Source organism: Burkholderia ubonensis, assembly GCF_902833085.1.
In the GTDB taxonomy this organism is placed as follows: Bacteria; Pseudomonadota; Gammaproteobacteria; order Burkholderiales; family Burkholderiaceae; genus Burkholderia; species Burkholderia ubonensis.
This window is the reverse complement of sequence record NZ_CADFEB010000003.1, coordinates 582,330-607,608: the sequence shown is the minus strand read 5'-3', so window position 1 is coordinate 607,608 and position 25,279 is coordinate 582,330. Positions and strand designations below refer to the sequence as shown.

Here is a 25,279-nt window from a genome sequence, read left to right as displayed (position 1 = left end):
CGTCGGTCGAACCATCGACGCATCGTCTTTATTAATGAGTGAGTAATCATTCATTTTATGTGGTGTCCTTCTCGAGGAGTGGAACATGTCGAAAGTCTGGTTGGTCACAGGGGCCGCACGCGGCCTGGGGCGGTCGATTTCGGAGGCGGTGCTCGCGGCGGGCGACCGGCTCGTGGCGGGTGCGCGCGATCCCGCGCGGCTCGCGGATCTGGCCGGACGTTACGGCGACCGGCTGCTGCCGGTCGCGCTCGACGTCACCGATGCAGCGGCGGCGTCGCGTGCCGTCGCTGCCGCGCGCGACGCATTCGGGCGCATCGACGTGCTCGTGAACAACGCGGGCTACGGCCATACGGCGCCGTTCGAGCAGATGAGCGCCGACGATTTCCGCGCGCAGATCGAGACGAACCTGTTCGGCGTGGTGAACGTGACGCGCGCCGTGTTGCCGACGATGCGCGCGCAGCGTGCAGGCCATATCTTCCAGGTGTCGTCGGTGGGCGGGCGGACGTCGACGCCCGGCCTGTCCGCGTATCAGGCGGCGAAATGGGCGGTCGGCGGATTCAGCGACGTGCTGGCGAAGGAGGTCGCGCCGTTCGGCGTGCGCGTGTGCACGCTGGAGCCGGGCGGAATGCGCACCGACTGGGCCGCCGAGGCGAAGCGCAGCGTCGACGGCATGCTGCCGGACTACCAGCCGTCGGTCGGACACATTCTCGACTTGCTCGGCGCGTATGGCGGCAATGAGGTCGGCGATCCGGCACGGATCGCCGCGCTGATCGTCGAGCTGTCGCGTCGCGATGACGTGCCGATGCGGCTGTTGCTGGGCGGCGATGCGGTGTTCGTCTGCGCGCAGGCCGAAGCGCAGCGCGCGGACGAGGCGGCGCGCTGGCGGGACACGTCGCTGTCGACGCAGTTTCCGGATGCGAAGCTGCCGGCTGGCCTGGAGGCGCTGAAGGGGCATGAGTAACCGGCGACGGCGGCATCAGGCGTCGCGCGTGAAGGTCCCGTCCTGATCGCGCGCGCCGTTCGCGTATCGCATCGCGCGCACGACGACGTTGAGCGCGCGGCCGAGCGGCATGCCGACGAGCAGGCCCCAGACGGCGAACGCGGCGAGCGCAAAGCCGGTCGTCGCCGCCCATGGCTGTTCGGACGCGATGGCGTAATGCACGTACGTTTCGGCCGCGAACGTGAGCATCAACGTCGCGAGCAGGCTCGGGTCGCCCGGCAGGCGCACGAGCAGCCCCGCCGGGCGAACCGCGAATTCGAGCCGCCAGCGGCGCGCGTGCAGCCAGCCGAGCGCGGCACCGACGGAAAGGGCCGCGAGCGCGACCATGCCGGCGCCGGGGCCGGCTCCCGGAAACAGGGCCCTGAGGCTCGCGACGCCCAGCATCGCGAACGCGACAGGAAACAGCAGCGTTCTCGCAGGCGGCGCTTCGCGCGGGAAGCAGCGCTTCACGCCGAGATACACTAGCGCGCAGAACAAAAGGTAGACGTAGCTCGGCACGGAAAGGAACGGTTGCATGGTCGGCGCTCGGGATGGGTGGTGACGAACGCACGATATCGGCCCGAGGGCGCGCCTGCCGCGCTTTGCGACGAAGCGCGGGTTCGGCGCGATGGACGGCAGCCGCATCCGACGAACGTGCGGGCGCCTCTTGCGAATCGGATGCGCCGTCAGGGGCCGTTCGGTTCTGAAAACAAGATGAATTTATCCGCACGTAATGAAGAAATTGCTGTTTGCTGCGCTCATGGTTGCGCAGGCGATGGGGCTGCCCCACGCAAATGCCGCTGATGCGGAAGAGGGCTTTGGAACATACGAAACCGCGGATTGGCAGACCAGGTTCGTGGCGTGCGAGAAAGCCATTTTTGAGCGGAACTGGTACGTCTACGACCGTGACCTTCTGCGCAAAGGCGGCTTGAGCACACCGCAGGCGGAGACTGCATTCGAGGCCTTGAATGAAGCCAACATGCGTGAGATTTTCTTCCACGCGACGGCTCGGAGCGTGGACCCCGATGCGTACGCCATCAAGTTGAAACAGGTGGAGGACGCCGGCTACGCCATGTTCGAAAAAGACGAGGCCGCCGCCGTGCGCGAGTACAAGCGCCTTGCGGACTACTGCCTCTTCAGGGTGTACCCGGCGCTGATTGCCTACAATTCCAGTTTCGCGGAACTGGACAAGGCGGTTCGTGCCACTCCGATTCCGGAGGACTTGAAAAAGGCCGCCAAGGCCGAGTTTATCGAGAAGGCAACCAAGGCCGCGGCCAAATAGGCCGTTTGCGGACACGGCGTGCCGAACGGGGGGCGCAACCGGAATCTCGCCGCCCGTCGGCTCGTCGTGCATTTGGTCGCGTCCGCGTGCCGTTCGTCTCATGCGTCGCCGGTCATGCACGTTCGACGTTAAGGTTACGCATCGCATTCGATTGCATTCAGCCCGTCCGACACCATGCAGAACCGGCTCCATTCGATCTTCCCCAAGCGGCCGCCCGAACCGGCCGCGCCGACGCCGTTGCGCGGGCTGCCGGCGCTCGTCGCCCTCGTGCTGTTCAATTGCGCGGTCGGCCTCGGTTTCTGGGCGAGCCGGCGCGATGAAGGCGTGCTTCCGTACCTCGTGGTCGCGAACGGCATCGGCCTGTGCGCGCCGCTGTTCAGCATCGCGCTGGGCAAGCTGTCGCGCGGCCGGCTCGCGACGCTGCCGAAACTGCTGATCGTCGTGCCGGCAAGCGTCTTCGCCGGGTTCGAAATCGCCGCGTCGACGGTCGGCCACGTGCCGCATCTGGTCGGGCACGCGAGCGTTCGGACCTCGCTTGCGTACGCGTCGTCATTCGCAGTCACGGGCGCAGCCTATGCAATTTTCGTGTTGTTCATGCAGACGGCGCGCATGCGCGCGTCGCTCGAAACGCAGCGCCGCGAAGCCGCCGAAGCGCGCCAGGCGGAGACGGCCGCGCGTCTCGCGCTGCTGCAGGCGCAGGTCGAGCCGCATTTCCTGTTCAACACGCTCGCGAACGTGCAAAGCCTGATCGAGCGCGATCCGGCGCGTGCGTCGACGATGCTCGACAGCCTGAACCGCTACCTGCGCGCGAGCCTGAGCCGCACGCGACGCACGACGTCGACGCTCGGCGACGAAATCGAGCTGGTCGACGCGCTGCTGAAAGTCGCGTCGATCCGGCTCGGCGAACGGCTCGCGTACGTGATCGACGTGCCGATGCCGCTGCGCGGGCTGGCGGTTGCGCCGCTGCTGCTACAGCCGCTCGTCGAAAATGCGTTGCGGCACGGCATCGAGCCGTCGCTCGACGGCGGCGAGATCCGCATCGTGGGCAAGCGCGGCGGCGACGGGCTCGAGCTGAGCGTGATCGACACCGGCGTCGGTCTCGGCCACGGCGGCCCGACGCTGCACGGCGGCGTCGGGCTGGCGAACGTCGCCGCGCGCGTCAAGGGTCTGTACGGGGAGCGCGGCCGCATGGCGGTCGGCGGCACGCCCGGCGCCACGCGGGGCGTGACCGCGACTTTGCTGATTCCGATCGACTGACATGCCGACCGCCCTGATTGCCGACGACGAACCGAACCTGTCCGACGCGCTTGCCGCGCGCCTCGGCCAACTCTGGCCCGAGCTCGACATCGTCGCGATGCCGCGCAACGGCGTCGATGCGCTCGCCGCGCTCAACGCGCATCGTCCCGACATCGCGTTCCTCGACATCCGGATGCCGGGCATCGACGGCCTGAAGCTGGCGAGCATCGTGCCGGACGTGCAGGTCGTGTTCGTGACCGCGCATGACGAATACGCGGTCCACGCGTTCGATCGGGCGGCGGTCGACTATCTGCTGAAGCCCGTCACGGACGAGCGGCTCCTGCGCTGCATCGCCCGGTTGCAGCGCGGCGAGCCCGCGCGAAGCTTCGCGTCGGCGTCCGCCGACAGGGCGGCCGTGACGGAGCCGGCGCCGATTCGCTGGCTGACCGTCGGCTTGAAGGACACGACGCGGCTCGTCTCGATCGCCGACGTGCTGTATTTCCAGGCGCTCGACAAGTACACGGAAGTCGTGACGCAAACGGATCGGCACGTGATCCGCACGCCGCTCAAGGAGTTGCGTGCGCGTGTCGATCCGGATCACTTCGCGCAAGTGCATCGCAGCGTGATCGTCGCCTATGCGGCGATCGATCGCATCGAGCGCGACCTGCTGGGCCGCCTGCGCATTCATCTGCAAGGCTGCGGCGATGTGCTGCCGGTCAGCCGGGCCTACGCGGGGCGCTTCCGGCATATGTAGAGATGGATGCCGGCGGCCATCGGCATCGTGTTTCCCGCGCGTCAAGCGCCCCGGACCTGATCCGGCACCTGTCGAAATACCTCCTCCAGCCACTGCACGAAGATCCGCACGCGAGGCGACAGCTGCCGGCTGTGCAGATAGAGCACCGACACGGGCATCGGCGGCGGCGGGCTCGCGGGCAGCACGACCTTCAGCCGCCCGTCCGCCAGCTCGCCGGCAATCCGGTAGCGCGGCACCTGGATCAGTCCGGCGCCCGCGAGCGCGGAGCCCGTGTACAGGTCCGCGCCCGTCACGGAAATCGTCGAGCGCATCCGGACCTCGATCACGATGCCGTCGACCGTGAATTCGAGCGGCACCGGCTTGCCGGTCGCGCTCGACACGTAATCGACCGCGAAATGCGCGTCGAGGTCCGCGAGCGTCGCCGGCGCGCCGAACCGTTCGAGATAGGCCGGACTGGCGACCGTGACCTGCTCCATCGCGGCGATCTGCCGGCCGATCAGCGACGAATCGCGCAGCACGCCCGCGCGCAGCACACAGTCGACGCCTTCTCGCACGAGGTCGACGAGCCTGTCGTCCTCGCCGATCTGCAGCCGCAGGTCCGGATAGCGCGACAGGAACGCGGGCAGCGCCGGCACCACGAAGTGCCGCGCCAGCGTGCCCTGCAGGTTCGCGACCAGCAGCCCCTTGGGCATCGCGTCGCGAAACGCGCCCTCCGCTTCGTCGAGGTCCGCGAGCAGGCGCACGCAGCGGTGGTAGTGGGCCTCGCCGTCGTGCGTGAGACGCACCTGGCGCGTGGTGCGCTCGAGCAGGCGCGTGCCCAGCCGCAGCTCGAGCCGCTTGATCAGGTTGGTGATCGTCGCGCGCGGGATGTCGAGGTCGTCGGCGGCCCGCGAAAAGCTGTTGCGCTCGGCGGTTCGCACGAAAGCCTGCATTTCCTGAAATCGATCCATCGGATGCTCGTCGGCCAATCGTTGAAGCAAATGGAATAGTGATGGCGAAACTGCGCTAATTATCTCAGTTCCGATGCCGGTCATCATGTCGCTCACGTTCCCACCCAAACTGGAGATTCCGATGAGCGCAGCACACCACGCCGGCGTCGCGATCGTGACCGGCGCATCCCGCGGCATCGGCGCGAGCGTCGCGCGCCGCCTCGCACGCGACGGCTTCGCCGTCGCGATCAACTACGCGTCCGGCGCCGCCGACGCGGACGCGCTGGCGGCCGAGCTCGCGTGGCACGGCGGCCGGGCCGTCGCCGTGCGCGGCGACGTATCGAAAGCCGACGACGTGCGCCGCCTGTACGACGCGGTCGAGCAGCAGCTCGGCAAGGTCGACGTGCTCGTCAACAACGCGGGCATTCTCAAGACCGCGCCGCTCGCGCAAACCAGCGACGAACTGTTCGAGCGGACGTTTGCGATCAACGTCGGCGGCGTGTTCAACATGCTGCGCGAAGCCGCCGCACGCATGAACGACGGCGGCCGGATCGTCAACCTGTCGAGCACGACGCTCGCGCTGAATCTGCCGGGCTACGCGATCTACAACGGCACGAAGGCGGCGGTCGAAGCGTTTACGCGCGTGTTCGCGAAGGAGCTGCGCGGCCGCCGCATCACGGTGAACTGCGTCGCGCCGGGGCCGGTCGCGACCGAGCTGTTCCTGAACGGCAAGACCGACGAGCAGATTGCGCAGTTCGCGAAGATGCCGCCGCTCGAACGGCTCGGCCAGCCCGACGACATCGCCGGCGCCGTCGCGTTCCTCGCGGGCCCGGACGGCGCATGGATCAACGCGCAGGTATTGCGCGCGAACGGCGGCGTCGCCTGAGACGAGCATCACCGGCCGAAGCGTCGAGTCACGGTGTCCTTCAGCCGCGCGGCGGTCAGCTCGCCCATGTGCGATTCGACGAGTTCGCCTTTCGCGTCGAAGAAGAGCGTCGTCGGCAGCCCGCGCGAGCCGTACGCATGCATCGCGTGCAGCGCAGGATCGAGCAGCACGTGGTCGAAGCGCAGGCCTTGCTGTTCGAGGAACGCACGCACCGCTTGCGCGTTTTCGCCCTGGTTGAGCATCAGGACCGTGAGGTTCGGATGATCGCGCTGCGCTTGCTCGAGGATCGGCATCTCGCGCCGGCAAGGCGGGCACCACGTCGCCCACAGGTTCACGACGACCGGCTTTCCGGCGAAGCGTTGCGGCGACACGGGTGTAGCGTCGAGCGCTTCGATCCGCATCGCGGCGAACGGCGGCGCGGTGCGCTGCAACGACGCCAGCATGCCCTGCGCGATGCCCCACGCGACGAGGCCGGCCGCCATTCCGGCCAGCACGGGGCGACGCAGCGCCGGCAGGCGGCGCAGTCTCCAGCCGGCGCACCCGAGCGCGGCCGCGACGCCGATGCGCCAGTCGAAGCCGCCGTCGCCGAGCGCGACGATCGACCGGGGCGCCGCCGCATACTCGGACCACCACTGCGCGACATAGCCGACGCGCGCGGCGATCAGCCCGAGCAGCAGCGTGTCGAGGATCAGGCTCGATGCGCTCTTGTGCGGGCCGTCCGGCGGGCGGCGCTGCATGAAACGGGCGACGAGCCACGCCAGCAGCGCGGCGACGACTACCGCGACGACACGGATCGAGAAGGGACCGATGCTCAACATGGGCAGCCGTTCCGCTAGGCGAGCGATGCGGGATTCGGCGCCGCCGCTCTCGTCGCGTGCACGCGCAATGCCAGCCAGCAGACGCCCACGCCGAGCCCGCCGACGATGCCGCCGAACGTGCCGATCCACGCGAGCCCGAAGTCGCGCGCGATGTGGTTGCCGAGCAGCGCCCCTGCGCCGATCCCGACGTTGTACAGCGCGGAAAAGATCGAGACGGCGAGATCGGTCGCGTCCGGCGCCAGTTTCAGCACCCATGCCTGCATCGCGAGGCCGAAGCAGATGATCGCGCCGCCCCAGACCACGGTGTGAACCGATAGCGTGACGAGGCTGAGCGCGCTGGGGAACAGGATCAGCAGGCAGGACGCGATGACGACGATCGACGCCAGCAGGAATTGCGCCGGCCGGCGCGGGTAGAGGCGGTTGAAGCAGAGGGCGGCGGGAATGCCCGCGCCGCCGAACAGGATCAGGATGGTCGTGATGCCGCTTTCGCTTGCATGGCTGACCTGCTGGAGGAACGGCTCGATGTAGGTGTACGACGTGAAGTGCGCCGACACGACGAGAATCGTGAGCAGGTAGAGCAGGATCAGCGTCGGGTTGCGCAGCAGGGCGGGCAGGCTGGCGAGCGAGCCCGTCCGCTGGCTCGGCAGCGCCGGCAACGTGGTGCGCAGCATCAGCAACGCGACTGCCGCGGCGCCGGCGATGATCAGGAAGGCCGTCCGCCAGCCCAGCGTCTCGCCGATCACGCGGCCAAGGGGAATGCCCGCCACCATCGCGATCGACGTTCCCGTGGCCAGCAGACCGAGCGCGCGGCTCTTTTTCCGCGGCGGCGCCAGCCTCACCGCCAGCGAGATCGAGATCGACCAGAAGATCGCATGCGCGCACGCGATGCCCACCCGGCCGAACACCAGCACCGGAAAGCTCCACGCGACGCCGGTGATGACGTGGCTGGCGATGAACAGCACGAGCACCCCGGCCAGCAGCTTGCGACGTTCGATGGTGCGGGTCGCCAGCGTCAACGGCAGGGACGTCACGGCCACGGTCCACGCATAGATCGTCAGCATCAGGCCGACGTCGGTCGGCTGCATGTGAAGGCTGTCGCCGATCGCGCTGAGCAGGGCAACGGGGACGAATTCGGTGGTGTTGAAAATGAAGGCGGAGAGCGTGAGTGCCCATACGCCCCACCACGAATGTTCGGGGGAGACCGGTTCAGGCGTCGACATGCTGGGTTCAGGCAAGGATCGGGAACCGCCGATTATCGCGTATAACTATTGCAGTGCAGCGTCGGGTGGCGTGCCGGAGCCTTGCCTCATGAAACAGGGCAACATCAAAGCCGCTTCGACCGCCAATGCAGACGCGCGGAAGGCAGCGGTTGCGGCGGCCTTGTGCTCGCGTCGTCCGCGCAACGGCTCGCGGGGCATTGCACGCTCGACGCGCGCGCAGCGGCCTTCCTCGGTGGCGTCGATTTCGCGCCGCCCGCCGCCGCGCCGTTCCTGCGGCGGCGGCCATTCGGTGGTGTTCGGCTCGTCGGTGTCCAGATCGTGTTCATACAGTTCAGCATTGACGTCACTCCCCGTGTGATTGGCGAAAGCTCGTGCGTCGCGAACGACGCGGCGACCGCCGATGCGCACGCCGCCCGGCGTCGATCGGCATGGAATAAAAGGCGCCGTGAGCGCATCTCGCCGGAGAAGCGCCCGCGGCGAAGCCACCGGCCAATAGAGAGAGCCAAACGGGAATTTGGCGGTGGTGTGAAGCGCGGAAAGAGAAAGCGGCCCTCGACGGGATCGTGGTGGTCGAAGGCCGAAAACCCGTCTGGCTTATCCGAGGCACGCGGCTGGATCTGATCGCGTGTCCAGACGGGACTCCGGGGGAGTCCGGGATGCGCGACGCGGCGCGCGAAGAAAATGCATGATGCGTCATACGTTTCGTTGTCGAATCAATTTGCCGCTTCGCTACGGAGAACGAATCAATGTAAACCTGGCATGGCTCGTTGAACCTCGATCGAGCGATGGCCCGCCGACCGGCCGGCGAAACCGGCGGGTCGGCGGACATGGAAACAGCCTCAGCCTTTCAGCTTGACCCACACCTTGTCGCGCAGCGCCATCGCGGCCGGCGAGCAGATCTTCATCGGCTTCAGGCGCTTCTGAAACTCGGGCGGCGGGTTGATCGTCGGGTCCTTCTGCAATTCGGGCGTCAGGAACTGCGTCGAGCCGACGATCGCATCGTGATAGCGATTGAAGTTCGACGCCTCGGCAATGTTGCGCGGCTCCATCATCCAGTTGATGAAGCGATACGCGTTGTCGCGATTCTTCGCCGCACTCGGAATGACGAAATTGTCGACGTATTGATGCACCCCTTCCCGCGGATACATGAAGACGATGGTCGGCAGCACCTTGTGATACTTGGCCGCGTCGGCGCTCCAGTCGTGGTTCACGATGACTTGCTTCGACTGGAAGCGCTCGACCACGCCGTCGTTTGCATAGGCGAGCAGCGACGGCTTCTGCTTCTCGAGCACGGCGAGCACGCGCTTCGCGTCTTGCGGGTTCTCCGAGCATTCGTCCTGCCCCAGGTACCAGGAGGCCGCCATGTACAGCTCCTCCTGGACGTTCAGCGCGACGATCTTGCCCTTCAGGTATTCCGGCGGCTCGAAGAAGGTCTTCCAGGTGTCGGGCAGCACGCCGTTCGGGACGCGCGACGTGTCGTAGACCAGGCCGGTCGTGATCACCTGGTACGGCATCCCGTAATCGCGATTCGCGTCGCCGACAGGATGGGCGTACTCGGGCCGGATATTCCTGGCGTTCGGCAATTTGGCCTTGTCGAGCTTGTCGATCAGGTTCTGCTTGCCCAGCATCGACACGTAAAGGTCCGAAACGATCACGACGTCGTAGTCGCTGCCGCCGGCCTTCATCTTCGTCGCCACCGCGGCATCGCTGTCATACGCGGTGAGCGTGACGTCGATCCCGGTTTCCTTCTTGAACTTCTTGAGCAGTTCCACCGGGTAATAGCCCGGCCAGTTGCCGAAGCGCAGCACTTGCTCGGCTTGCGCGGATTGCATCATGGCCATGCCGGCCAGGACGACGGTTGCTACGATCTTCATGCTCGCTCCAGGATTGACAGTTGTTTTTCGCTGTTGGCCGCTCGCGAGAGCCAGACCGACAGCAGCGCGGCGCCGAACGAGAAGAACAGCACGATCGTCGCAAGCGCATTCACGTTGGGTTTGACGCCCCGCGTAATGAGGCCGTAGATGTACATCGGCAGTGTCGTCGTCGCCGTCCCCGACAGGAAGTACGTCGTCACGAAATCGTCGATCGACACGACGAAGGCGAGTGCGAAGCCGGCCGCGACACCCGTGCGGATCAGCGGCCAGACGATCTGCCGAAAGACGCGCCAGCGATCGGCGCCGAGGTCGGCCGCGGCCTCGAGATACGACGGGTCGATCCTCGACAGCGAGCCGCGAATCGGCAGGTACGCGAACGGAAGGCAGAAGACCGTGTGACCGAACACGATCGTCCAGAAGTCGAGCTTGACCGCCACGATCGAAAACAGGATGAGCGTGCCGAGCGCGAGCACGATCTCGGGCACGAGCAGCGGCGACGCGACCAGGATCCCCGTGAAGTCCGCGGTTCGACGCGTGTTGTTCCACAGATGAAGTGCGGTGGGAACGGCGATCAGCGACGACAGCGTCGCCGCGAGGGCGGCGATCGCAAAGGACGTGCGGGCGGCCGCGAAAGCGGCGCCGTCGTGCAGCACGGTCACGTATCCGCTCAGCCCGAATCCTTGCCACACGGTCGCCGATCCGCCGTTGTTGAAGCTCAGCGCGACCAGCGCGGCGATGGGCGCGTACAGGAACAGGAAGAAGGCCCAGGCGAGCGCGCGCAATCCCGGGAACTCACGCATGGTGCGCACGCCGGCCTCCCGTCCTTGCAGTCATGAGCAGGCGCTTCGCCAGCACGCAGAGCAGCACCAGCGCGTACATCGCCATCGCCAGCGACGCGCCGAGCGGCCAGTTGTGCGCGTCGCCGAACTGGAGATTGATCAGGTTGCCCAGCATCATCGACTTCGCGCCGCCCAGCATGTCCGGAATCAGGAACGCGCCGAGCGACGGCACCAGCACCAGCATGCACCCGGACACGATGCCGTGCCGCGCCGACGGCGCGATGATCTGCGTGACCACCGTCCAGGGTGTCGCACCGAGATCGAACGCGGCGTCGACGATGTTCCAGTTCATGTGTTCGAGGCTCGTGAAGATCGGGAGCACCATGAACGGGATGAATGCGTAGACCAGGCCGATCACCGTCGCGACGTCGGTATACAGGATCGTGGGAACGTGGGCCCCGAACAGGCCGCCGAGCACCGTCGAGATGACGCCGCCGCTTCTCAGAAGCAGGATCCACGCATACAGGCGGACGATCAGGCTGGTCCAGAACGGCACGGTGACGAAGATGAGCAGCCAGGTCCGGCGACGGGCGGGTTGCATCGCGATATAGAGCGCGGCCGGGAACCCGAGCGCGAGGCAGCCGATGGTCGCTGCGACCGACAGCGCGAAAGTCCGGACGGCGATTGCCGCGAGCCCCGTGTTGAGCGTCCAGTTGCCGTCGAAGTCCTGCTCGAACAGAATCCGCCGATAGGCGTCGGCGCTGAAACTCCCCCAACGCACGCCGCCCCATTCTTCCGGCGCGGAAATCGACGCGAATGCGATGACGGCCATCGGGAGCACGACACCGGCCACGAGCAGCAGCAGCGCAGGCGCGGCCAGCGATTGCCCGAGCCATGCGGAATTCACCCGGAACCGGGGCAGGAATGCAAAATCGGTCGCGCTCGGTCGAGGCCCTGTCGCCCCGGACACATGCTCACTCATAACACGTTCGGCCCGCTTTATTATGTTTCGCAACAGGGTTCGTTCGCTTCGCCCCGGTGGTTTTGTATTCAAATCATGCCGATCGTACTTTTGCGGTTTTACCCTGGATAGTCAATAGGCACTTGGCGACATTCTTAGGCATTTCACGACAAACCGAGCATATACTCTCGTGAAATCCGGCACCCGATACCGACGCATTCGGATGGAACACGCGATGAACGGCTCGATGGATTCAACACTTGATCATGTCGATGAAATTCAAACTCCGGTTTCGCTTCACACCGTCTCGATCGTCGTCGATCTGCTCGACGCGGCCGGCATCGCCGCGGAGGCGGTATTGCGAGGCGCCGATATCTCCGTTCAACAGCTCGAGAACGACGAAGTGTCGATCACGTATGCGCAGGAACTCGCCGTGCTGGAGAACGCCAGGCGCCTGTCGCGGGACCCCGCGCTCGGCTTGAAGATCGGGCAGGCGATCCACGTTTCGATCGGCGGGGTGCGCGGCTACGCGATGCAATGTGCGCCGACCTTCGGCGAAGCATGGCAATTCGCATGCGACCATCCGCTCACCGGCGAGTCGTATTTCAGAATGAGAGTGGAAGAGCATGGGGATCTGGCGTCGATCGTCGTGGACGGTTATCGCTTCAACGAGAACCTGCGGCAGTTGAATACGGAAATCTGCGTGGCCACGATTCGGACCGAGTCGGAAGACATGCTCGGTTATCCGGCGCCATTTACGAAAATTGAATTTTCTCTGCCAAAATCAAAAGTACCGAAACGGACGTTCAAGAGAATATTCGGCTGCCCGGTCGAATTCAATGCGCCGCATACCCGGATCATTTTTCCCGCCTGGTTGCTGATGTCGAAGCTCCGGTTCTCGAATCGGGCGGTATTCCGGCAATTGTTGCCGCGCTGCAATCAGCTGGAATGGCAGCTGGCCAATCACACGAAGCAGTCGATCACGGCGCGGGTGACCCAGCTCCTCTATCAGTCGTGGGCCAGATACCGAAGCCTGAATGCGGTTGCCGACGCGCTCGGCATGAACGCGCGCACGCTGCAGCGCCGGCTCGAGATCGAAGGCGCGAACTTCAATGCGCTGGTGAAGAGCGTGATGATCGATCTCGCGAAGAACTTCCTGCAGAACCCGGCGATCGCATTGTTCGACGTCGCCGAAAAGCTGGGCTATTTCGACGTCGCCACGTTCAGCCGGGCGTTTGCCCGCATTTCGGGCGAGAAGCCCGGCGCCTACCGGAAGATGCTGTTGTCGGGGCAGAGAGAGGGGTTGTAGCAGAGGGCGGCTGCCTGGTCCGCCGGCCGTGAATCCGGGCATTGACTGGTCGGATGGCTTTCAGAAATTCCGGAACAAAGCGCGCGCAAAGCTGCTTGAAATTTCGGGTTCGAATTCATAGCATTGTCGAGAGCCATGCTCGCCGGCGCCACGAGCAGGACGTCACCGAACCAGGACAGGAAAAACAGGCGGCAGCCGGCCGCGCACGTCGCGCATGTCCACATTCCGGGGAATCATGAACGCACCATCCGCTGCGCAACGGCAGCCTGATGCCGCCATTCAGGCCTCCCTGCAGCCGGCGCAGGCGAACGCGCGCCGGACATCGATCCGCGTTTTCCCCGATGCAGAAACGGCGGCGCAGGCCGATGTTGCAGGCAAGGCGTGAGAATTCGATACGAGGGCCATCATGACGACGCCGGCAACCCACAGCGCAACAGGCGGCAGCACGACAGTCGACGCGACGCAGCCGGCCGACGAGACGCCCGCCGCGCCGGTGATCCTGCTCGTCGACGACGAGCCCGCGGTGCTGTCGGCGCTCAAGCGCCTGCTCAGGCCGGCGCGCTATGAGGTGCTGACCGCCGACGGCGGCGAGGCGGCGCTCGAGATCCTGGCGTCGACCGAAGTCGACCTGATCGTATCGGACATGCGCATGCCGCACATGAGCGGCGCGGCGTTCCTCGCCCGCGCGCGGGACTTGCAGCCCGACACGATGCGCATCCTGCTGACCGGCTATTCGGAAATCGACTCGGTGGTGCAGGCGATCAACGAAGGCGGCATCTATCGCTACCTGAACAAGCCGTGGGACGACCACGATCTGCTGCTGACGATCGAACAGGCGCTCGAACAGCGGCGCCTGCGGCGCGAGGCCGCGCGGCTGACGGCGCTCACGCAGGCGCAGAACGAGACGCTGCGCCGGTTCAACACGGAGCTCGAAACCCAGGTGCGGACCCGCACCGAGGAACTGGCCCAGACCGTGATGTTCCTCGAAGCGGCGCAGCGCGACCTGAAAAGCAATTTCACGGCGATGGTGCAGATCTGCGCGAGCATGATCGAGCTGCGCTGCGGGGACGCCAGCGGAAAGTCGATGCGCATCGGCGAAATCGCGCGTCATCTCGCGTTCGCGTCCGACATGTCCAGTCTTCACGCGCAGGACGTCTATTACGCCGGGCTGCTGCACGGGATCGGCAAGCTGTCGTTGCCCGACGAGCTGCTGCACAAGCCGCTGAGCCGCATGACCACGGACGAGTCGCGACTGTTCCAGCAGCATCCGCTGCGCGCGCAAATGGTGCTGACGCCGGTTGCGCAGCTTCACCAGGTCGCGTCGATCGTGCTGCACCAGTACGAACGGTTCAACGGCCGCGGCGCGCCGAACGGCCTCTCGGGCATCGATATTCCGCTCGGCTCGCGGATCATCGCGGTCGCGCGTGATTTCGAGGGGCTGCGCCTCGGCGAGATCGGCCCGCCGCATTCCGTCGAACAGGCGCTCGACGTCCTCAAGTCGCAGGCCGGCGTGCGCTACGACCCGCAGATCGTCGAACGCTTCGTGGCGCTGATGCAAAAGCCCGCGGCCTTGGGCATCGCGTCGTCGGTGTCGGAAGTGAAATCCGGGCAGCTGTGCGAAGGGATGCAGCTCGCGGACGACCTGCGCACGCATCGCGGCGTGCTGCTGATGACGAAGGGCAGCGTGATGACGACCCATCAGATCGACCTCGTGCGCCGTTTCGAAGCGCGGGAGGGGACGCCGTTCGACATTCTGGTGCTTGCCGCGCCGAGCGCGCCGAAGCCTGTGCCGGCGGCCGGCGGCCCGGCCGGGTAACGGCGGCGCGGCGCGTGTCGCCGCGCCTCATGACCGGCCGCACGACCTGCCGCACCACGCGGCAAGGGCACCCTCACCTGACCGGACGCGACCATGCAAGGCACCTACCATCCGTCGCTCGTCCTGCTGTCGCTCGTCATCGCGACGCTGGCTTCCTATACGGCGCTCGATCTGGCCGCGTTCATTTCGCTGCTCGACAAGCCGCGGCTCAGGCGCGCGTGGCTGGGCGGCGGCGCGGCCGCGATGGGCACCGGAATCTGGTCGATGCATTTCGTCGGCATGCTGGCGTTCTCGCTGCCGATTCCCCTCGGCTACGACCTGGTCGCGACGGGCGTATCGCTCGCGATCGCCGTGCTCGTGTCGTACTTCGCGCTGAGCGTGGTGACGCGCGCCGCGCTGACGCGTTCCCGGCTGCTCGCCGGCGGCGTGCTGATGGGGGGCGGCATCGCCGGCATGCATTACACGGGCATGGCCGCGATGCAGATGCAGCCGGGCATCCGCTACGATCCCGCGCTGTTCGCCGCGTCGATCGGCATCGCCGTGCTGGCGTCGACCGCCGCACTGTGGCTCGCCCAGGCGCTGCGCACGCGGCATGCGGGATTCGCGATCGCGCGACGCGTGGGCGCGGCCACGCTCATGGGCATCGCGATCAGCGGCATGCATTACACGGCGATGGCGGCGGCGCATTTCGCGCCTAACGCGCGTTGCGGCGCCGCGAACGGCATCGACACGCCGTGGCTGGCAACGACGGTCGCGCTGTTCACGCTGGCGATCCTGATCGTGACGCTGATGATCTCGCGCTTCGACGCACGCACGATGTTCCTGCGCGGCATCACCGACATGCTCGAGGACCTCGTGCAGGTGCGCACGGCCGAGCTCGAGCAGGCGCTGCGCCGATACGAGCTGACGACCGAGACGCTGCAGCGCACCCGCGCGCACATGGCGCGCGAGATCGAGGAGCGCAAGGCGGCGCAAGCGCGCCTCGAACAGGAGAAGGACGAGCAGCGGCGCCTGCTGCACGAGCTCGAGGAAACCCACGTTCAACTGCTGCAGTCGGAAAAGCTCGCGTCGATCGGCCAGCTCGCGGCCGGCGTCGCGCACGAGATCAACAATCCGATCGGCTTCGTCAGCGCGAATCTCAATACGCTGAAGACCTGGGTCCGTGGCCTGCTCGACGTGGTCGCCGCGCATGAAGCCGCGCTGCCGAGGCACGACGCCGAAACCCGCGTTGCGCTGACGGCCGCGGAACGCGCGGCGGATATCGACTACATTCGCGGCGAGATCGCGACGCTGATCGATGAATCGATCGACGGGACGATGCGGGTGCGGCGCATCGTGCAGGACCTGCGCGACTTCTCGCGCCCGGGCAGCGACGAATGGAGCGTCGTCGACATCCACGCGGGCCTCGAGAGCACACTGAACGTCGTCCACAACGAGCTCAAGTACAAGGCCGACGTCGTGCGCGAGTACGGCGACGTGCCGCGCGTCGAATGCCTGCCTTCGCAACTGAACCAGGTGTTCATGAACCTGCTCGTCAATGCGGCGCAGGCGATCCCGGGGCGCGGCGTCATCACGATTCGCACGACGAGCGACGGCGACTACGTGACGATCGCGATCAGCGATACCGGAAAGGGCATGCCGCCCGACGTCATGCGCCGGATCTTCGATCCGTTCTTCACGACCAAACCGGTCGGGCAGGGGACCGGGCTCGGGCTGTCGGTGTCGCACGGAATCGTCGAGCGTCATCGCGGCGTCATCGATGTGACGAGCGAGCCGGGGCGCGGCTCGACTTTCTCGATCCGATTGCCGATCCGGCACGCACGGGACGAGGCGCATGCCGCCGTATTGCGGGACGAGGCGTGAACGTCAGGTTTGCACCGCGTGTTACGCAACTAACGGTCTAGCCAACCATAACCCGCCAGCCGCGCCCCGGATTCCCGGTGCGCGGTAAAGGCTTGCCGTCAGGTGGAGAGGGCCTTCCGAAACGTCGTTTTAGGACGTGTCCTATGCTGTATCATTCCGAGCCGTCAGCAAAATGAAACAATACGAATGCGCGAGGGAACGAATCTCACGCCGGCAGTAAATCATGGCGATTGTTGACGTATCGTCATGAATAATTGATTCAAAACAACACAAATAGTATTGAAAGTGCGTGAGACCAGAGATTTACCGCTTGTCGTCGATCTCGACGGCACGCTGACAACAACCGACACGCTGGCTGAATCCGTCATCCGAGCCGTCCGGCGCAAGCCGGCGAGCCTGCTGCGATTTCCGTTCTGGCTCGCCAGCGGCCGCAGCACGTTCAAGGCCAGGATTGCCGAGCAGGCCGATCTGCACGTCGAACATTTGCCTTATCGAGCGCCGTTGGTCGAGTATCTCGAACAGGAGCAGCAGCGAGGCCGCAAGATCGTTCTCGCGACGGCCGCGCATCGCTCGATTGCGGAACGGGTCGGCGAGCATCTCGACCTGTTCGACGAAGTCATCGCGACCGATGGCGAGACCAACCTGAAAGGCGAAGCGAAGCTGGCGCGCATCCGCAAGCACGTCGGCGAGCGTTTCGTCTATGCGGGCGACAGCAAGGCCGATCTTCCTGTCTGGGCGGCGGCGCAGGGCGCGATTCTCGCGGGCGCGACGCCGGCCGTGACCGCGACGATCCGCGACACCGTTCGCATCGAGCGCGAATTCTCGAACGAGTGCGTCAATGTCTCGACCTGGTGCAAGGCGCTGCGCGTGCATCAATGGCTGAAGAACCTGTTGCTGTTCGTGCCGTTGCTCACGGCGTTCGCATTCTTCGACGCCGACAAGATCGGGACCTTGGTGGTGGCGTTTCTCGCGCTGTCCCTTGGCGCGTCCGCGACCTACATCGTCAACGATCTGTGGGATCTCGACAACGACCGCCGTCATCCGCGCAAGCGCAATCGCCCGTTCGCGAAAGGCACGCTGTCGATCGCGCAGGGGATAGGCGGCGGCGCCGTGCTGCTGACGCTGGCATTTGCGCTCGCCGGTACGGTGTCGGCGCAATTCGTGGGGATGTTCGTCCTGTATCTGATGTTGACCTCCGCGTACAGCTGGCGGCTGAAGTCGATCGTGCTGCTCGACGTCATCGTGCTGTCGCTGCTGTACACGCTGCGCATCGTTGCCGGCGCCGTGGCGGTCGGCATCGCCGTCAGCCACTGGCTGCTCGCGTTCTCGGTCCTCACGTTCCTGAGCCTCGCGCTCGTCAAGCGCTGTTCGGAGCTCGTGCTGCTGCGGCAGAGCGACAAGCGCGAGTCCGCCGGACGCGACTACCGGGTCGGCGATCTCGAAGTGCTGTGGCCGTTCGGCATCGGCGCATCGCTTGCCGCGGTGGTCGTGTTCGGGCTCTTCATCAATGCCCCCGAAACGGCCGCGCGCTATGCATCGCCGCATTTGCTCTGGCTCGTGCAGATCGCGCTGATCTATCTGTTCGGCCGGCTGTGGGTCACGACGGTGCGCGGTGCGATGCACGACGACCCGATCGTGCACCTGCTCGAGAATCGCGGCAGCCTCGGGGTGCTGCTCGCGATGGTGGCGATCGTGCTGACCGCGCATTTTCTGCCGATCCTGTAATTGGAACAATCGATACCCATGACGGAAAAGAATCAAAAGAGAGTGGCGGCGTTTTGCCGTTTCGCGATCGTCTACGTGATGCTGTTCATCTGCGCAGGCAACATCACCAACAGCATGCTGCTGAAATGGGGGTTCCGCGACGACCAGGGCGCGGATTTCGCGACCAGCTACAGCCTGGTCGGCATGATGAACGGCGATGCCCCGAAGCCGTTCGCCTATCGCTCGTCGTTTCCGCAGGCCGCGAAGTGGCTGACCGAGCAGCTCGATCCGGAGAAGCAACAGAAGCTCTTCCGTTCGATCAAGCGCCACGATTCGCTGCGCAACGCCTATTTCTCCGGCGTGCCGAGCGAGTACTGGACACCGGTCGTCGCGATCACCTATCACCTGACGTACATCGCGATCGTGTTGTCGATGCTGTTCGCGCTGCTGCTGGTCTACAAGCTCGCACGCCTGCACGGACTGAACTTCGGCCAGTCGATCGGCTTTCTTGCCGCATTCAGTTTTATCTATCCGCTCACGTTTCAGCAGGGCGGGTACTACTACGATTTCTTCGAGATTCTCGGCGCGCTCGGTGCGTGCTATTTCCTGCTGCGGCAGCGCATGGTGGTGTGCACGCTGCTGATCGCGATCTTCTCGCTGAACAAGGAAACGTTCTTCCTCGTTCCGCTGGCGCTGTTCTTCCTGCATGACAGCGACGTCGCGCTGTCGAAGCGGTTCGGCTGGCTTGCCGCGCAGCTCGCGATCTGCTTCGCGACGCGCCACTTCATCATGAGCGGATATGCCGATAACGCCGGCGACTTCGTCGCCTTCCAGTTGTGGGGCAACCTGAAATTCTGGGTGAATCCGGCGTCCTATCTGTCGTTCTACAACCTGGTCGGCAAGGGTATTTTCACGCCGAGCCTGGAGAATCCGCTGATGCTGGTGCCGCTCGCGGTGTTCTTCCGCGCGGCGTGGCGCAATACGCCGTCGCGCTATCGCCGCTACTTCCTCGCGGCCTTCGTTCCGGTGGTGCCGCTGTTCCTGCTGTTCGGTTGCCGCGACGAGGCACGCAATTTCTCGGTCGTGTTTCCGGCGATCATCCTGATCGCGCTGCACGGCGCAACCCGGTTCGACGCGATCTTCGGCGGCCGTGCAGCGGCCGACCATGGCGGAGCGGCGCGTACGCCGCGTGTATCCGGCTTTGCCGAGGCGAAGGAGACCGCGTGATGAACTGGCTGATCCTCGCCGCGAGCGGCGCGTTCGGCGGACTGGCAAGCGTGCTGCTGCGCATCGCCGCGGTGCAGGGCGTGGCGGCCGGCGCTTCGGCGCTGTTGCCGTGGGTGCTGCGCGGCGCGGCGATCGGCGCATACGGCGTCGGTTTCGTGCTGTATGCGTTCGCGCTGCGCAAGGCGAACCTGGGTGTCGCTTATCCGTTGATGGTTGCGATTTCGATTCTCGTCGTGCTCGGCTTCACGGCATGGCATGAACACGTGCTGCGTCCGACCCAGGTGGCGGGTGCGCTGGTCATTCTCGTCGGCATCTGGCTGGTGACCCGGTCCGCGTAAGACCTCAACGGTTTTCCGGCGTTCTCCCGCGTCGGATCCCGCGCAGCGGAAATCCGCCGATGGCGAAGGCCAGCAGGAAGCCGTCGACGGGAGGCACGGTAGTCAGCGAAAAGACGCCCAGGCCGTAGAGTCCGTTGAGTGGATCGAAGCGCATGGTCAACCACCCGAGGATCGCGCCCGAGATCCATGCCAGCAAGCTTCCGGGCACCACGGCGGGTGCGCGTTCGGGCAGTCGCCCGCGCAGGCAGAGAAAGTAGTAGCCGCTGTAGGCGCCGCCTATCGGGGCGACGACGATCGACATCATGACGAGAAAGTTCAGGAAATGATCGGCGATTCCCGCGACGGCGAGCGTCGTGCCGACCGCACCGGCGCCGATCGCGTAGAGCGCCTTGGGGATACCGGCTTCCGGTGCGACGCTGGAGAAGGCCAGGCTGATCGAATAGATGTTCGACGTGTTGGTGACCCACTGAGCCAAGGTCAGCACGATCACGGCGCACAACGTCATGTGAAGGCTCGCGAACAGTTTCACCAGATTGGATTCGCCGGTGTACTTCGACAGCACGATCGCGATGACGAGCATCAGACTGTTGCCGAGGAAAAAACCGAAGAACGCGCCGAGCGCTGCGTCCTTCGTACTACGCGCATAGCGGGAGATATCGGGAAACGAGGATACCGACGCGAGAAAGCCGCTCAGCACGTAGCCCATCGCGACGGTGAACCGGATGGGATGGGGAGGCGCGTGCTCCGAGAGCCCGCCGCGTGCGAACAGTACCGCGATCGCCAGACCCATCGTGAGCATCAGCGCGGGCACCGACCATTTGGAGAGCGTCTCCATCGAACGGTAGCCGTAGATCGCGGTCGACGTCATCAGGATGCCACCGCAGACGGAAAAGAGCGCGCCGGGCACATGGAAGCCGAGCGTCGCGAAGATGTCGGCCAGGTTGTTGCCCAGGAAGCCGTCCTGTACGCCGAACCAACCCAACAGACTCAGTCCGGAGAGCAGCGCGATCAGGCGTGCGGCGTAGTGCCCGAACGAGAACCACGCGACGCGCGCCGCCGAAAACCCGGTACGGCTGCCGACCACCGCGCACGAGATTGCGAGCAATCCCAACAAGGTCGAGCCGGACAATGCGGCCAGAATCGCCTTGACCAGAGACAGGCCATCGGCAAGCGCGATGCCGATCAGGAAAGCGCCGACATCGAAGCCGATCGCGACCATGATCACGGTCATGGAGAGCCAGGACCTTCGGCTGCCGGCCGGAACCGGCTCCAGCGCGAAGTCCTGCGTCTTCTCCCAGATATTCGGCTTTTCCGAGGGCCGGCTGTCGGCGCAAGGTTGAAACTTGTCGGTCGTCGAGAACGATTTCATCGCGGCTGCTCCGTGTTCGGATGGGCGCCGGAAGAGCGGCCGACAGGCGGGCTCTTCGTGGAACCAGTCCATGCGGTCATTCGTGACGGGTTCGGAATTCAGCGCCTGAGGGTGTCGATCAGTGTGTCGTATCCCCTGGTCGGCTTGCCCGGGTCGCATCGGTAGGCATGGGGGCCATGCGTGAGCCCCAGCTCGGACAGGGCCCGTGCAATCGCGATGGTGGCGGGCAGGGGATCGATTACCGGAACCCGGATGTCTTGCGACGCGAGTTTCGCCGTGACCGCCTCCGCGCTGCCGAGAAACCCGGTGCAGCCCAGCACGATCGCATCGGCACGATCCTCCCGGACTGCCGCGGCGGCTTCCCGTGCCAGCGCGTCGTGGAGCACGGCGACATCGGCGCCGAGTTCCATCACCGGAATATTGATGACCCGAATGGACGCCAGCTTGTCGATGATCGCGGCTTGCCTCGCGAGATTCTCGATAAGCGGACGTACCGTCTCCACCACGGTGACGACCGAGAATTTGTGCCCAAGCAGCGACGCGACATACATCGACGTTTGCCCGGGGCCCAGCACCGGGATCCGTACGACCTCCCGCGATGCGGCGACGCCCGGGTCGCCGAAACAGGCGACGACGGCGACGTCGATCCCTTCGTTGGCGGCGCGTGCGACCTCCCGGATCGTACCCGGCGTGGCAAGCGCCTGATCCAGCTCGCATTCGATGGAGGCCGGCCCGGTTTCGATCGCCGTATGCGAAATATCCAGGCCGTCCTTCCTGAACAGTCGGATGTAGGTCTTGAGGTCCTCGACCTCCGTGGATTCTTCCGTGTAGTGCGGAGAGATGATGCGCAGCTTCACCATGAGATTCTGCTCCTGATCGTCAAAAGGTCGATTTCACGCCGTCAAGCCGTGAAATGACACGGTGGGGGAAGCAATGCTCTCTGTCGAAGCGGCGCATCAATCGAGCAGGAAGTCGCGGATGCGCGCAACCAGCTCGTCGGCCGCCTCGAGAAACACCGCATGGCCGCTGTCGATCTCGTCGTACCGGCTGTTGCTGATTAGTTGATGCAGCACCTGGGCCTGGTAAGGGGGAATCAGATAGTCGTGCGAGCCATGCACGATCAGCGTCGGCGCGCTGATGTTCGGCAGCTTGTCGCGCAGGTTGATCCGTTGGCCGAGCGCGATGCGACGTTGCGTGTCCGGAGGGGCGGCCTGGCGCAGGAACGCCGCGATGTTGTCGCCGCCGAGCGCGGTGAGAAACGCGGGCTTGACCGCCAGGGACATGACGTAGCGATTGCTCAGCTCCGAGTCCGTTCCCTCGAGGCGAGCCCAGGTGTCGAACACCATCCGGTGGCGCGCGTCGCCGCTGTCCGCCCACCCTGAGACCAGCACCAGCCTGCGCACCAGCGATGGATGGGTTGCCGCGGTGGCCGCTGCCACCACGGCTCCCAACGAATCGCCCACCAGGTCGACGGCGCCGATATCCGCATGGCGAATGGTGCCGGCGATCTGTTCGACCAGTATGTCGAGCGTCAAATCGCCCGCGGGGATGGTGGAATCACCACATCCCGCATAGTTGGGCGCGATGACCAGCCGTCGATCGGCGAACCGGCCGGTCACGTGACCAAAATTTGCCTGAGCATCGATACTTGTTCCGTGAACCAGCACCAGGCCCGGCCCCGTGCCGGTCGTCGTGTAATTGACGCTCGTTTCCGCAACGGAAAATGTAGCCATCGGTAATGATCCTCTTCAGTGAGTAAAGAAATAGGACAACGCAATAAGGTTCGACCTGTTCTCGTACGTGATGCGCATGTTCACAGTACTCTCGACGCAGCCGGCGCACCATCCTGCCAGAGCAAAGGGGAGATGGATTCGGCAACCTCCACGGCTTCGACGCGCCCGATCACGATCTCGTGGCTGCCGTAGTGCAGCCTGCCATCGAGACGGCAGAAGAGCGCTGCCTGCGCGTCGATCAGGAACGGCAAATCATGGATGTCCGCCCAGGCGCCGTGTTCGAAGCGGTCGCAGTGCTTCGACTGCCCGCCGAATACCGGAACGAGCGCAGCTTGCCGCTCCTGCAGCAGGCTCACGGAGAAATATTTCCTGCGCACCAGCGGATCGAAGATGCTGCTGGCGCGATTGATGCACACCAGAATTGCCGGAGGGGCCATGCACAATGAACTGACGGCCGTCGCCACGATGCCATAGCGCGTCGCGCCTTCCCTCGTCGCGATGATCGACACGGCCGCAGTCAGGCGGCGCATGGCTTTCCTGAATTCGTCGGCGACGATTTCCGGATTTTCCATGAGCGCGGCGTCGGTCCGATCGATGCGGGACTCGTGCGGGCTCTTGTCGGTGCCGCTCAGGATTCCTGGCGGGTGCCCGGAATCGTGCGTCACTCTCAAACGATGGTTGGTCTGGTCGCATGTCATTGCGCGCGCTCCATGGAAATAACGGAACCCGGCCCGGTGGGCGAGGCGGGTTGTCGGGCGTCGGCGGGCGGGTTGTCCCAGCCTCCGCCGAGGGCACGGATCAGGTTCACCGTCGACACCGCCTGCGCGCCCGCCAGGTGACTTGCCTGCAATTGCGACGCCAGCGCCGAGCGCTCGCTGTCAATTACGTCGAGATAGCTCACCTGTCCCTCCTGATACTGGAGCCGCGACAGCCGGGCAGCGCGCTCCGATGCGTCGACCGCGTCGCTCTGCGCACGGATCTGCTCGTCGAGCAGACGCAGGTTGGCGAGCTCGTCCTCGACTTCACGGAATGCGATGAGCACCTGCTGGCGGTACAGCGCGACATCCTCGTCGTACTTCGCGCGCGCCTGGTCGAGGCCCGCCTGCCGGCGGCCGCCGTCGAAGATCGGCAGCGTCAGCGCGGTGCCCGCCAGCGGCCCGAGCACGAACACCCGGCTCGACCACAAGAAGAGATCGCCCAGGGTCGCCGACTCGTAGCCGAACGACCCGGTGATGTCGAGCTTTGGGAAAAACGCGGACTTCGCGAGACCGACCCGGGCATTCGCCGCGGCCATCGACCGCTCCGCCGCCGCAATATCCGGACGGCGCTCGAGCAGCGCGGATGGCAAGCCGGCCGGCACGCGCACGGCGACCGGCGCGAGCGGCGTTTGCGGGAACGAGAAATCGGCGGGGGCCTTGCCGAGCAGGATGGCGAGGCCGTGCTCCGATGCGGCGCGCTGGCGCGCGCTGCCGACCATGTCGGCGCGCGCCGAAGCGAGTTCGTTGCGCGCCTGCGCGACATCGAGTTCGCTGATGTCGCCTTCCTTGAAGCGATGCTCGTTCAGATTCAGCGCGTTCTCGCGTAGCGACACGGTGCGTCGATACAGATCCTGGCTGGTGTCGTATTCGCGCAGCTGAAAGTAGTTCTGCGCGACATCCGCCTGCAGCGACAGCTGAACCGAACGGAGCAGCGCTTCGCTTTGCTGGGCATCCGCGCGTACCGCGTCGACGTTCGCCCCGATCCGCCCGAACAGGTCCGCTTCGTACGAGACCGTGCCTTGCGCGCGCCACAGCGTCGTGGTCTGCGAGCCCGCGCTCGGCGGCAGGAACTGCGATGCCGCCGATACCGTTTCGCGCGTGGGACCGAAGCCCGCGTCGAGCGACGGGAACCAGGCGGAACGTGCCGCCTGCACCAGCGCGCGCGCCTGCCGCACGCGTGCGGCCGCCGCTTTCAAATCCTGGTTGGCGACCGCGGCCTGCTGTTCGAGATCGTCGAGTACCGGATCACCGAACACCGCCCACCATTCGCCGCGCTGCGCGGCATCGGCGGGCTGGGCGGGTTTCCACGCGCCCGCGTCCTTTGCGTCGATCACGCGCGCTTCCTTGAAACCGGCCGGTATCGGCGCGTCGGGACGTGCATAGCGCGGCTGCACCGAGCAGGCGGCGAGCAGCACCAGCATCAGCAGCGTGCAGCTGACTGACA

25 protein-coding genes are annotated in these 25,279 nt (G+C 65.5%); 12 read left to right on the top strand and 13 right to left on the bottom strand.

The annotated features are described in order from the left end of the window. The first annotated feature begins 85 nt into the window (after nucleotides 1–85). Nucleotides 86–961, top strand: coding sequence for an SDR family NAD(P)-dependent oxidoreductase (locus HWX31_RS10135; protein ID WP_174959006.1), 876 nt, complete (start codon nucleotides 86–88; stop codon nucleotides 959–961). 15 nt (nucleotides 962–976) lie between these two features. Here the strand turns inward: HWX31_RS10135 and HWX31_RS10130 are convergent, their stop codons facing one another. Then, a complete protein-coding gene (locus tag HWX31_RS10130) occupies nucleotides 977–1,516 on the bottom strand; it encodes a DUF6622 family protein (protein ID WP_174959003.1) in 540 nt (179 codons plus the stop codon). A gap of 196 nt (nucleotides 1,517–1,712) precedes the next feature. On the opposite strand from HWX31_RS10130, the gene HWX31_RS10125 reads away from it, so the two are divergent. The 3 genes from HWX31_RS10125 (at nucleotide 1,713) to HWX31_RS10115 (ending at nucleotide 4,251) form a co-directional block, all read left to right on the top strand. Beyond that, nucleotides 1,713–2,261 carry a hypothetical protein gene (locus HWX31_RS10125; RefSeq protein WP_174959001.1) on the top strand — a complete coding sequence of 183 codons (549 nt, stop codon included), beginning with the start codon at nucleotides 1,713–1,715 and terminating at the stop codon, nucleotides 2,259–2,261. A 174-nt stretch (nucleotides 2,262–2,435) separates the two neighbouring features. Next, on the top strand, nucleotides 2,436–3,518 hold the full coding sequence (locus tag HWX31_RS10120; RefSeq protein WP_244143710.1) for a sensor histidine kinase: 1,083 nt from the start codon (nucleotides 2,436–2,438) through the stop codon (nucleotides 3,516–3,518). Between the two features lies 1 nt (nucleotide 3,519). Beyond that, nucleotides 3,520–4,251, top strand: coding sequence for a LytR/AlgR family response regulator transcription factor (locus HWX31_RS10115; RefSeq protein ID WP_174958998.1), 732 nt, complete (start codon nucleotides 3,520–3,522; stop codon nucleotides 4,249–4,251). A gap of 41 nt (nucleotides 4,252–4,292) precedes the next feature. Here HWX31_RS10115 and HWX31_RS10110 read toward each other — a convergent pair whose 3' ends face one another. Next, on the bottom strand, nucleotides 4,293–5,201 hold the full coding sequence (locus HWX31_RS10110; RefSeq protein ID WP_174958995.1) for a LysR family transcriptional regulator: 909 nt from the start codon (nucleotides 5,199–5,201) through the stop codon (nucleotides 4,293–4,295). A 121-nt stretch (nucleotides 5,202–5,322) separates the two neighbouring features. On the opposite strand from HWX31_RS10110, the gene HWX31_RS10105 reads away from it, so the two are divergent. Further along, nucleotides 5,323–6,066 (top strand): SDR family oxidoreductase, encoded by a 744-nt coding sequence (locus HWX31_RS10105; protein WP_174958992.1) that lies wholly within the window; start codon nucleotides 5,323–5,325, stop codon nucleotides 6,064–6,066. 8 nt (nucleotides 6,067–6,074) lie between these two features. Here the strand turns inward: HWX31_RS10105 and HWX31_RS10100 are convergent, their stop codons facing one another. The 6 genes from HWX31_RS10100 to HWX31_RS10075 all read right to left on the bottom strand — a co-directional run bounded on the left by HWX31_RS10100 (nucleotide 6,075) and on the right by HWX31_RS10075 (nucleotide 11,664). After that, nucleotides 6,075–6,884, bottom strand: coding sequence for a TlpA family protein disulfide reductase (locus HWX31_RS10100; protein WP_174958989.1), 810 nt, complete (start codon nucleotides 6,882–6,884; stop codon nucleotides 6,075–6,077). 14 nt (nucleotides 6,885–6,898) lie between these two features. Beyond that, nucleotides 6,899–8,104 (bottom strand): sugar transporter, encoded by a 1,206-nt coding sequence (locus HWX31_RS10095; protein ID WP_174958986.1) that lies wholly within the window; start codon nucleotides 8,102–8,104, stop codon nucleotides 6,899–6,901. Between the two features lie 45 nt (nucleotides 8,105–8,149). Further along, entirely contained in the window at nucleotides 8,150–8,512 is a 363-nt protein-coding gene (locus tag HWX31_RS10090; RefSeq protein WP_174958983.1) for a hypothetical protein, read from the bottom strand. A gap of 431 nt (nucleotides 8,513–8,943) precedes the next feature. Continuing rightward, nucleotides 8,944–9,978, bottom strand: coding sequence for an extracellular solute-binding protein (locus tag HWX31_RS10085; protein WP_174958980.1), 1,035 nt, complete (start codon nucleotides 9,976–9,978; stop codon nucleotides 8,944–8,946). Then, nucleotides 9,975–10,778: an ABC transporter permease gene (locus tag HWX31_RS10080; RefSeq protein ID WP_244143709.1), complete on the bottom strand. Its 804-nt coding sequence runs from the start codon at nucleotides 10,776–10,778 to the stop codon at nucleotides 9,975–9,977. The genes HWX31_RS10085 and HWX31_RS10080 overlap by 4 nt, the downstream gene beginning before the upstream one ends. Next, the gene (locus HWX31_RS10075; protein WP_174958977.1) at nucleotides 10,771–11,664 is read right to left on the bottom strand and encodes an ABC transporter permease; all 894 of its coding nucleotides are present in this window, start codon (nucleotides 11,662–11,664) and stop codon (nucleotides 10,771–10,773) included. The genes HWX31_RS10080 and HWX31_RS10075 overlap by 8 nt, the downstream gene beginning before the upstream one ends. A 289-nt stretch (nucleotides 11,665–11,953) precedes the next feature. Between HWX31_RS10075 and HWX31_RS10070 the strand changes: the two genes are divergently transcribed. From HWX31_RS10070 to HWX31_RS10040, 7 genes are all read left to right on the top strand, one after another. Further along, nucleotides 11,954–13,027 (top strand): AraC family transcriptional regulator, encoded by a 1,074-nt coding sequence (locus tag HWX31_RS10070; RefSeq protein ID WP_174958975.1) that lies wholly within the window; start codon nucleotides 11,954–11,956, stop codon nucleotides 13,025–13,027. Nucleotides 13,028–13,262: 235 nt separating this feature from the next. Further along, the gene (locus HWX31_RS10065; RefSeq protein WP_174958973.1) at nucleotides 13,263–13,412 is read left to right on the top strand and encodes a hypothetical protein; all 150 of its coding nucleotides are present in this window, start codon (nucleotides 13,263–13,265) and stop codon (nucleotides 13,410–13,412) included. A 21-nt stretch (nucleotides 13,413–13,433) separates the two neighbouring features. Continuing rightward, nucleotides 13,434–14,843, top strand: coding sequence for a response regulator c-di-GMP phosphodiesterase, NosR family (gene nosR, locus HWX31_RS10060; protein ID WP_174958971.1), 1,410 nt, complete (start codon nucleotides 13,434–13,436; stop codon nucleotides 14,841–14,843). Between the two features lie 93 nt (nucleotides 14,844–14,936). Then, nucleotides 14,937–16,706 (top strand): histidine kinase, encoded by a 1,770-nt coding sequence (locus HWX31_RS10055; RefSeq protein WP_174958968.1) that lies wholly within the window; start codon nucleotides 14,937–14,939, stop codon nucleotides 16,704–16,706. A gap of 285 nt (nucleotides 16,707–16,991) precedes the next feature. Then, nucleotides 16,992–18,431, top strand: a complete 1,440-nt coding sequence (locus HWX31_RS10050; RefSeq protein WP_174958966.1) for a UbiA family prenyltransferase — start codon at nucleotides 16,992–16,994, stop codon at nucleotides 18,429–18,431. 18 nt (nucleotides 18,432–18,449) lie between these two features. Continuing rightward, nucleotides 18,450–19,637 carry a hypothetical protein gene (locus tag HWX31_RS10045; protein WP_244143708.1) on the top strand — a complete coding sequence of 396 codons (1,188 nt, stop codon included), beginning with the start codon at nucleotides 18,450–18,452 and terminating at the stop codon, nucleotides 19,635–19,637. Continuing rightward, complete coding sequence (locus tag HWX31_RS10040) at nucleotides 19,637–19,975, top strand: DMT family transporter (protein ID WP_174958963.1); 339 nt, start codon at nucleotides 19,637–19,639, stop codon at nucleotides 19,973–19,975. Before HWX31_RS10045 ends, HWX31_RS10040 begins: the two co-directional genes overlap by 1 nt. A gap of 4 nt (nucleotides 19,976–19,979) precedes the next feature. On the opposite strand, the gene HWX31_RS10035 is transcribed toward HWX31_RS10040, so the two are convergent. The 5 genes from HWX31_RS10035 to HWX31_RS10015 all read right to left on the bottom strand — a co-directional run bounded on the left by HWX31_RS10035 (nucleotide 19,980) and on the right by HWX31_RS10015 (nucleotide 25,256). Then, nucleotides 19,980–21,344, bottom strand: a complete 1,365-nt coding sequence (locus HWX31_RS10035) for a cytosine permease (RefSeq protein WP_175933903.1) — start codon at nucleotides 21,342–21,344, stop codon at nucleotides 19,980–19,982. A gap of 98 nt (nucleotides 21,345–21,442) precedes the next feature. Then, nucleotides 21,443–22,204: an aspartate/glutamate racemase family protein gene (locus tag HWX31_RS10030; protein ID WP_174958957.1), complete on the bottom strand. Its 762-nt coding sequence runs from the start codon at nucleotides 22,202–22,204 to the stop codon at nucleotides 21,443–21,445. A gap of 96 nt (nucleotides 22,205–22,300) precedes the next feature. Beyond that, entirely contained in the window at nucleotides 22,301–23,077 is a 777-nt protein-coding gene (locus HWX31_RS10025) for an alpha/beta fold hydrolase (protein WP_174958954.1), read from the bottom strand. 80 nt (nucleotides 23,078–23,157) lie between these two features. Further along, a complete protein-coding gene (locus HWX31_RS10020; protein WP_244143707.1) occupies nucleotides 23,158–23,775 on the bottom strand; it encodes a flavin reductase family protein in 618 nt (205 codons plus the stop codon). Continuing rightward, nucleotides 23,772–25,256, bottom strand: coding sequence for an efflux transporter outer membrane subunit (locus HWX31_RS10015; protein ID WP_244143724.1), 1,485 nt, complete (start codon nucleotides 25,254–25,256; stop codon nucleotides 23,772–23,774). The genes HWX31_RS10020 and HWX31_RS10015 overlap by 4 nt, the downstream gene beginning before the upstream one ends. Nucleotides 25,257–25,279 lie beyond the last annotated feature (23 nt).

What these genes read in the sequence shown, in the direction of transcription:
- HWX31_RS10095 (WP_174958986.1), bottom strand. Translation starts at nt 8,104, where the DNA reads ATGTCGACGCCTGAACCGGTCTCCCCCGAACATTCGTGGTGGGGCGTA.
- HWX31_RS10080 (WP_244143709.1), bottom strand. Translation starts at nt 10,778, where the DNA reads ATGCGTGAGTTCCCGGGATTGCGCGCGCTCGCCTGGGCCTTCTTCCTG.
- HWX31_RS10120 (WP_244143710.1), top strand. Translation starts at nt 2,436, where the DNA reads ATGCAGAACCGGCTCCATTCGATCTTCCCCAAGCGGCCGCCCGAACCG.
- HWX31_RS10055 (WP_174958968.1), top strand. Translation starts at nt 14,937, where the DNA reads ATGCAAGGCACCTACCATCCGTCGCTCGTCCTGCTGTCGCTCGTCATC.
- HWX31_RS10110 (WP_174958995.1), bottom strand. Translation starts at nt 5,201, where the DNA reads ATGGATCGATTTCAGGAAATGCAGGCTTTCGTGCGAACCGCCGAGCGC.
- HWX31_RS10115 (WP_174958998.1), top strand. Translation starts at nt 3,520, where the DNA reads ATGCCGACCGCCCTGATTGCCGACGACGAACCGAACCTGTCCGACGCG.
- HWX31_RS10135 (WP_174959006.1), top strand. Translation starts at nt 86, where the DNA reads ATGTCGAAAGTCTGGTTGGTCACAGGGGCCGCACGCGGCCTGGGGCGG.
- HWX31_RS10105 (WP_174958992.1), top strand. Translation starts at nt 5,323, where the DNA reads ATGAGCGCAGCACACCACGCCGGCGTCGCGATCGTGACCGGCGCATCC.
- HWX31_RS10045 (WP_244143708.1), top strand. Translation starts at nt 18,450, where the DNA reads ATGACGGAAAAGAATCAAAAGAGAGTGGCGGCGTTTTGCCGTTTCGCG.
- HWX31_RS10025 (WP_174958954.1), bottom strand. Translation starts at nt 23,077, where the DNA reads ATGGCTACATTTTCCGTTGCGGAAACGAGCGTCAATTACACGACGACC.
- HWX31_RS10125 (WP_174959001.1), top strand. Translation starts at nt 1,713, where the DNA reads ATGAAGAAATTGCTGTTTGCTGCGCTCATGGTTGCGCAGGCGATGGGG.
- HWX31_RS10130 (WP_174959003.1), bottom strand. Translation starts at nt 1,516, where the DNA reads ATGCAACCGTTCCTTTCCGTGCCGAGCTACGTCTACCTTTTGTTCTGC.
- HWX31_RS10020 (WP_244143707.1), bottom strand. Translation starts at nt 23,775, where the DNA reads ATGACATGCGACCAGACCAACCATCGTTTGAGAGTGACGCACGATTCC.
- HWX31_RS10085 (WP_174958980.1), bottom strand. Translation starts at nt 9,978, where the DNA reads ATGAAGATCGTAGCAACCGTCGTCCTGGCCGGCATGGCCATGATGCAA.
- HWX31_RS10030 (WP_174958957.1), bottom strand. Translation starts at nt 22,204, where the DNA reads ATGGTGAAGCTGCGCATCATCTCTCCGCACTACACGGAAGAATCCACG.
- HWX31_RS10040 (WP_174958963.1), top strand. Translation starts at nt 19,637, where the DNA reads ATGAACTGGCTGATCCTCGCCGCGAGCGGCGCGTTCGGCGGACTGGCA.
- nosR (WP_174958971.1), top strand. Translation starts at nt 13,434, where the DNA reads ATGACGACGCCGGCAACCCACAGCGCAACAGGCGGCAGCACGACAGTC.
- HWX31_RS10015 (WP_244143724.1), bottom strand. Translation starts at nt 25,256, where the DNA reads ATGCTGGTGCTGCTCGCCGCCTGCTCGGTGCAGCCGCGCTATGCACGT.
- HWX31_RS10065 (WP_174958973.1), top strand. Translation starts at nt 13,263, where the DNA reads ATGAACGCACCATCCGCTGCGCAACGGCAGCCTGATGCCGCCATTCAG.
- HWX31_RS10035 (WP_175933903.1), bottom strand. Translation starts at nt 21,344, where the DNA reads ATGAAATCGTTCTCGACGACCGACAAGTTTCAACCTTGCGCCGACAGC.
- HWX31_RS10070 (WP_174958975.1), top strand. Translation starts at nt 11,954, where the DNA reads ATGAACGGCTCGATGGATTCAACACTTGATCATGTCGATGAAATTCAA.
- HWX31_RS10100 (WP_174958989.1), bottom strand. Translation starts at nt 6,884, where the DNA reads ATGTTGAGCATCGGTCCCTTCTCGATCCGTGTCGTCGCGGTAGTCGTC.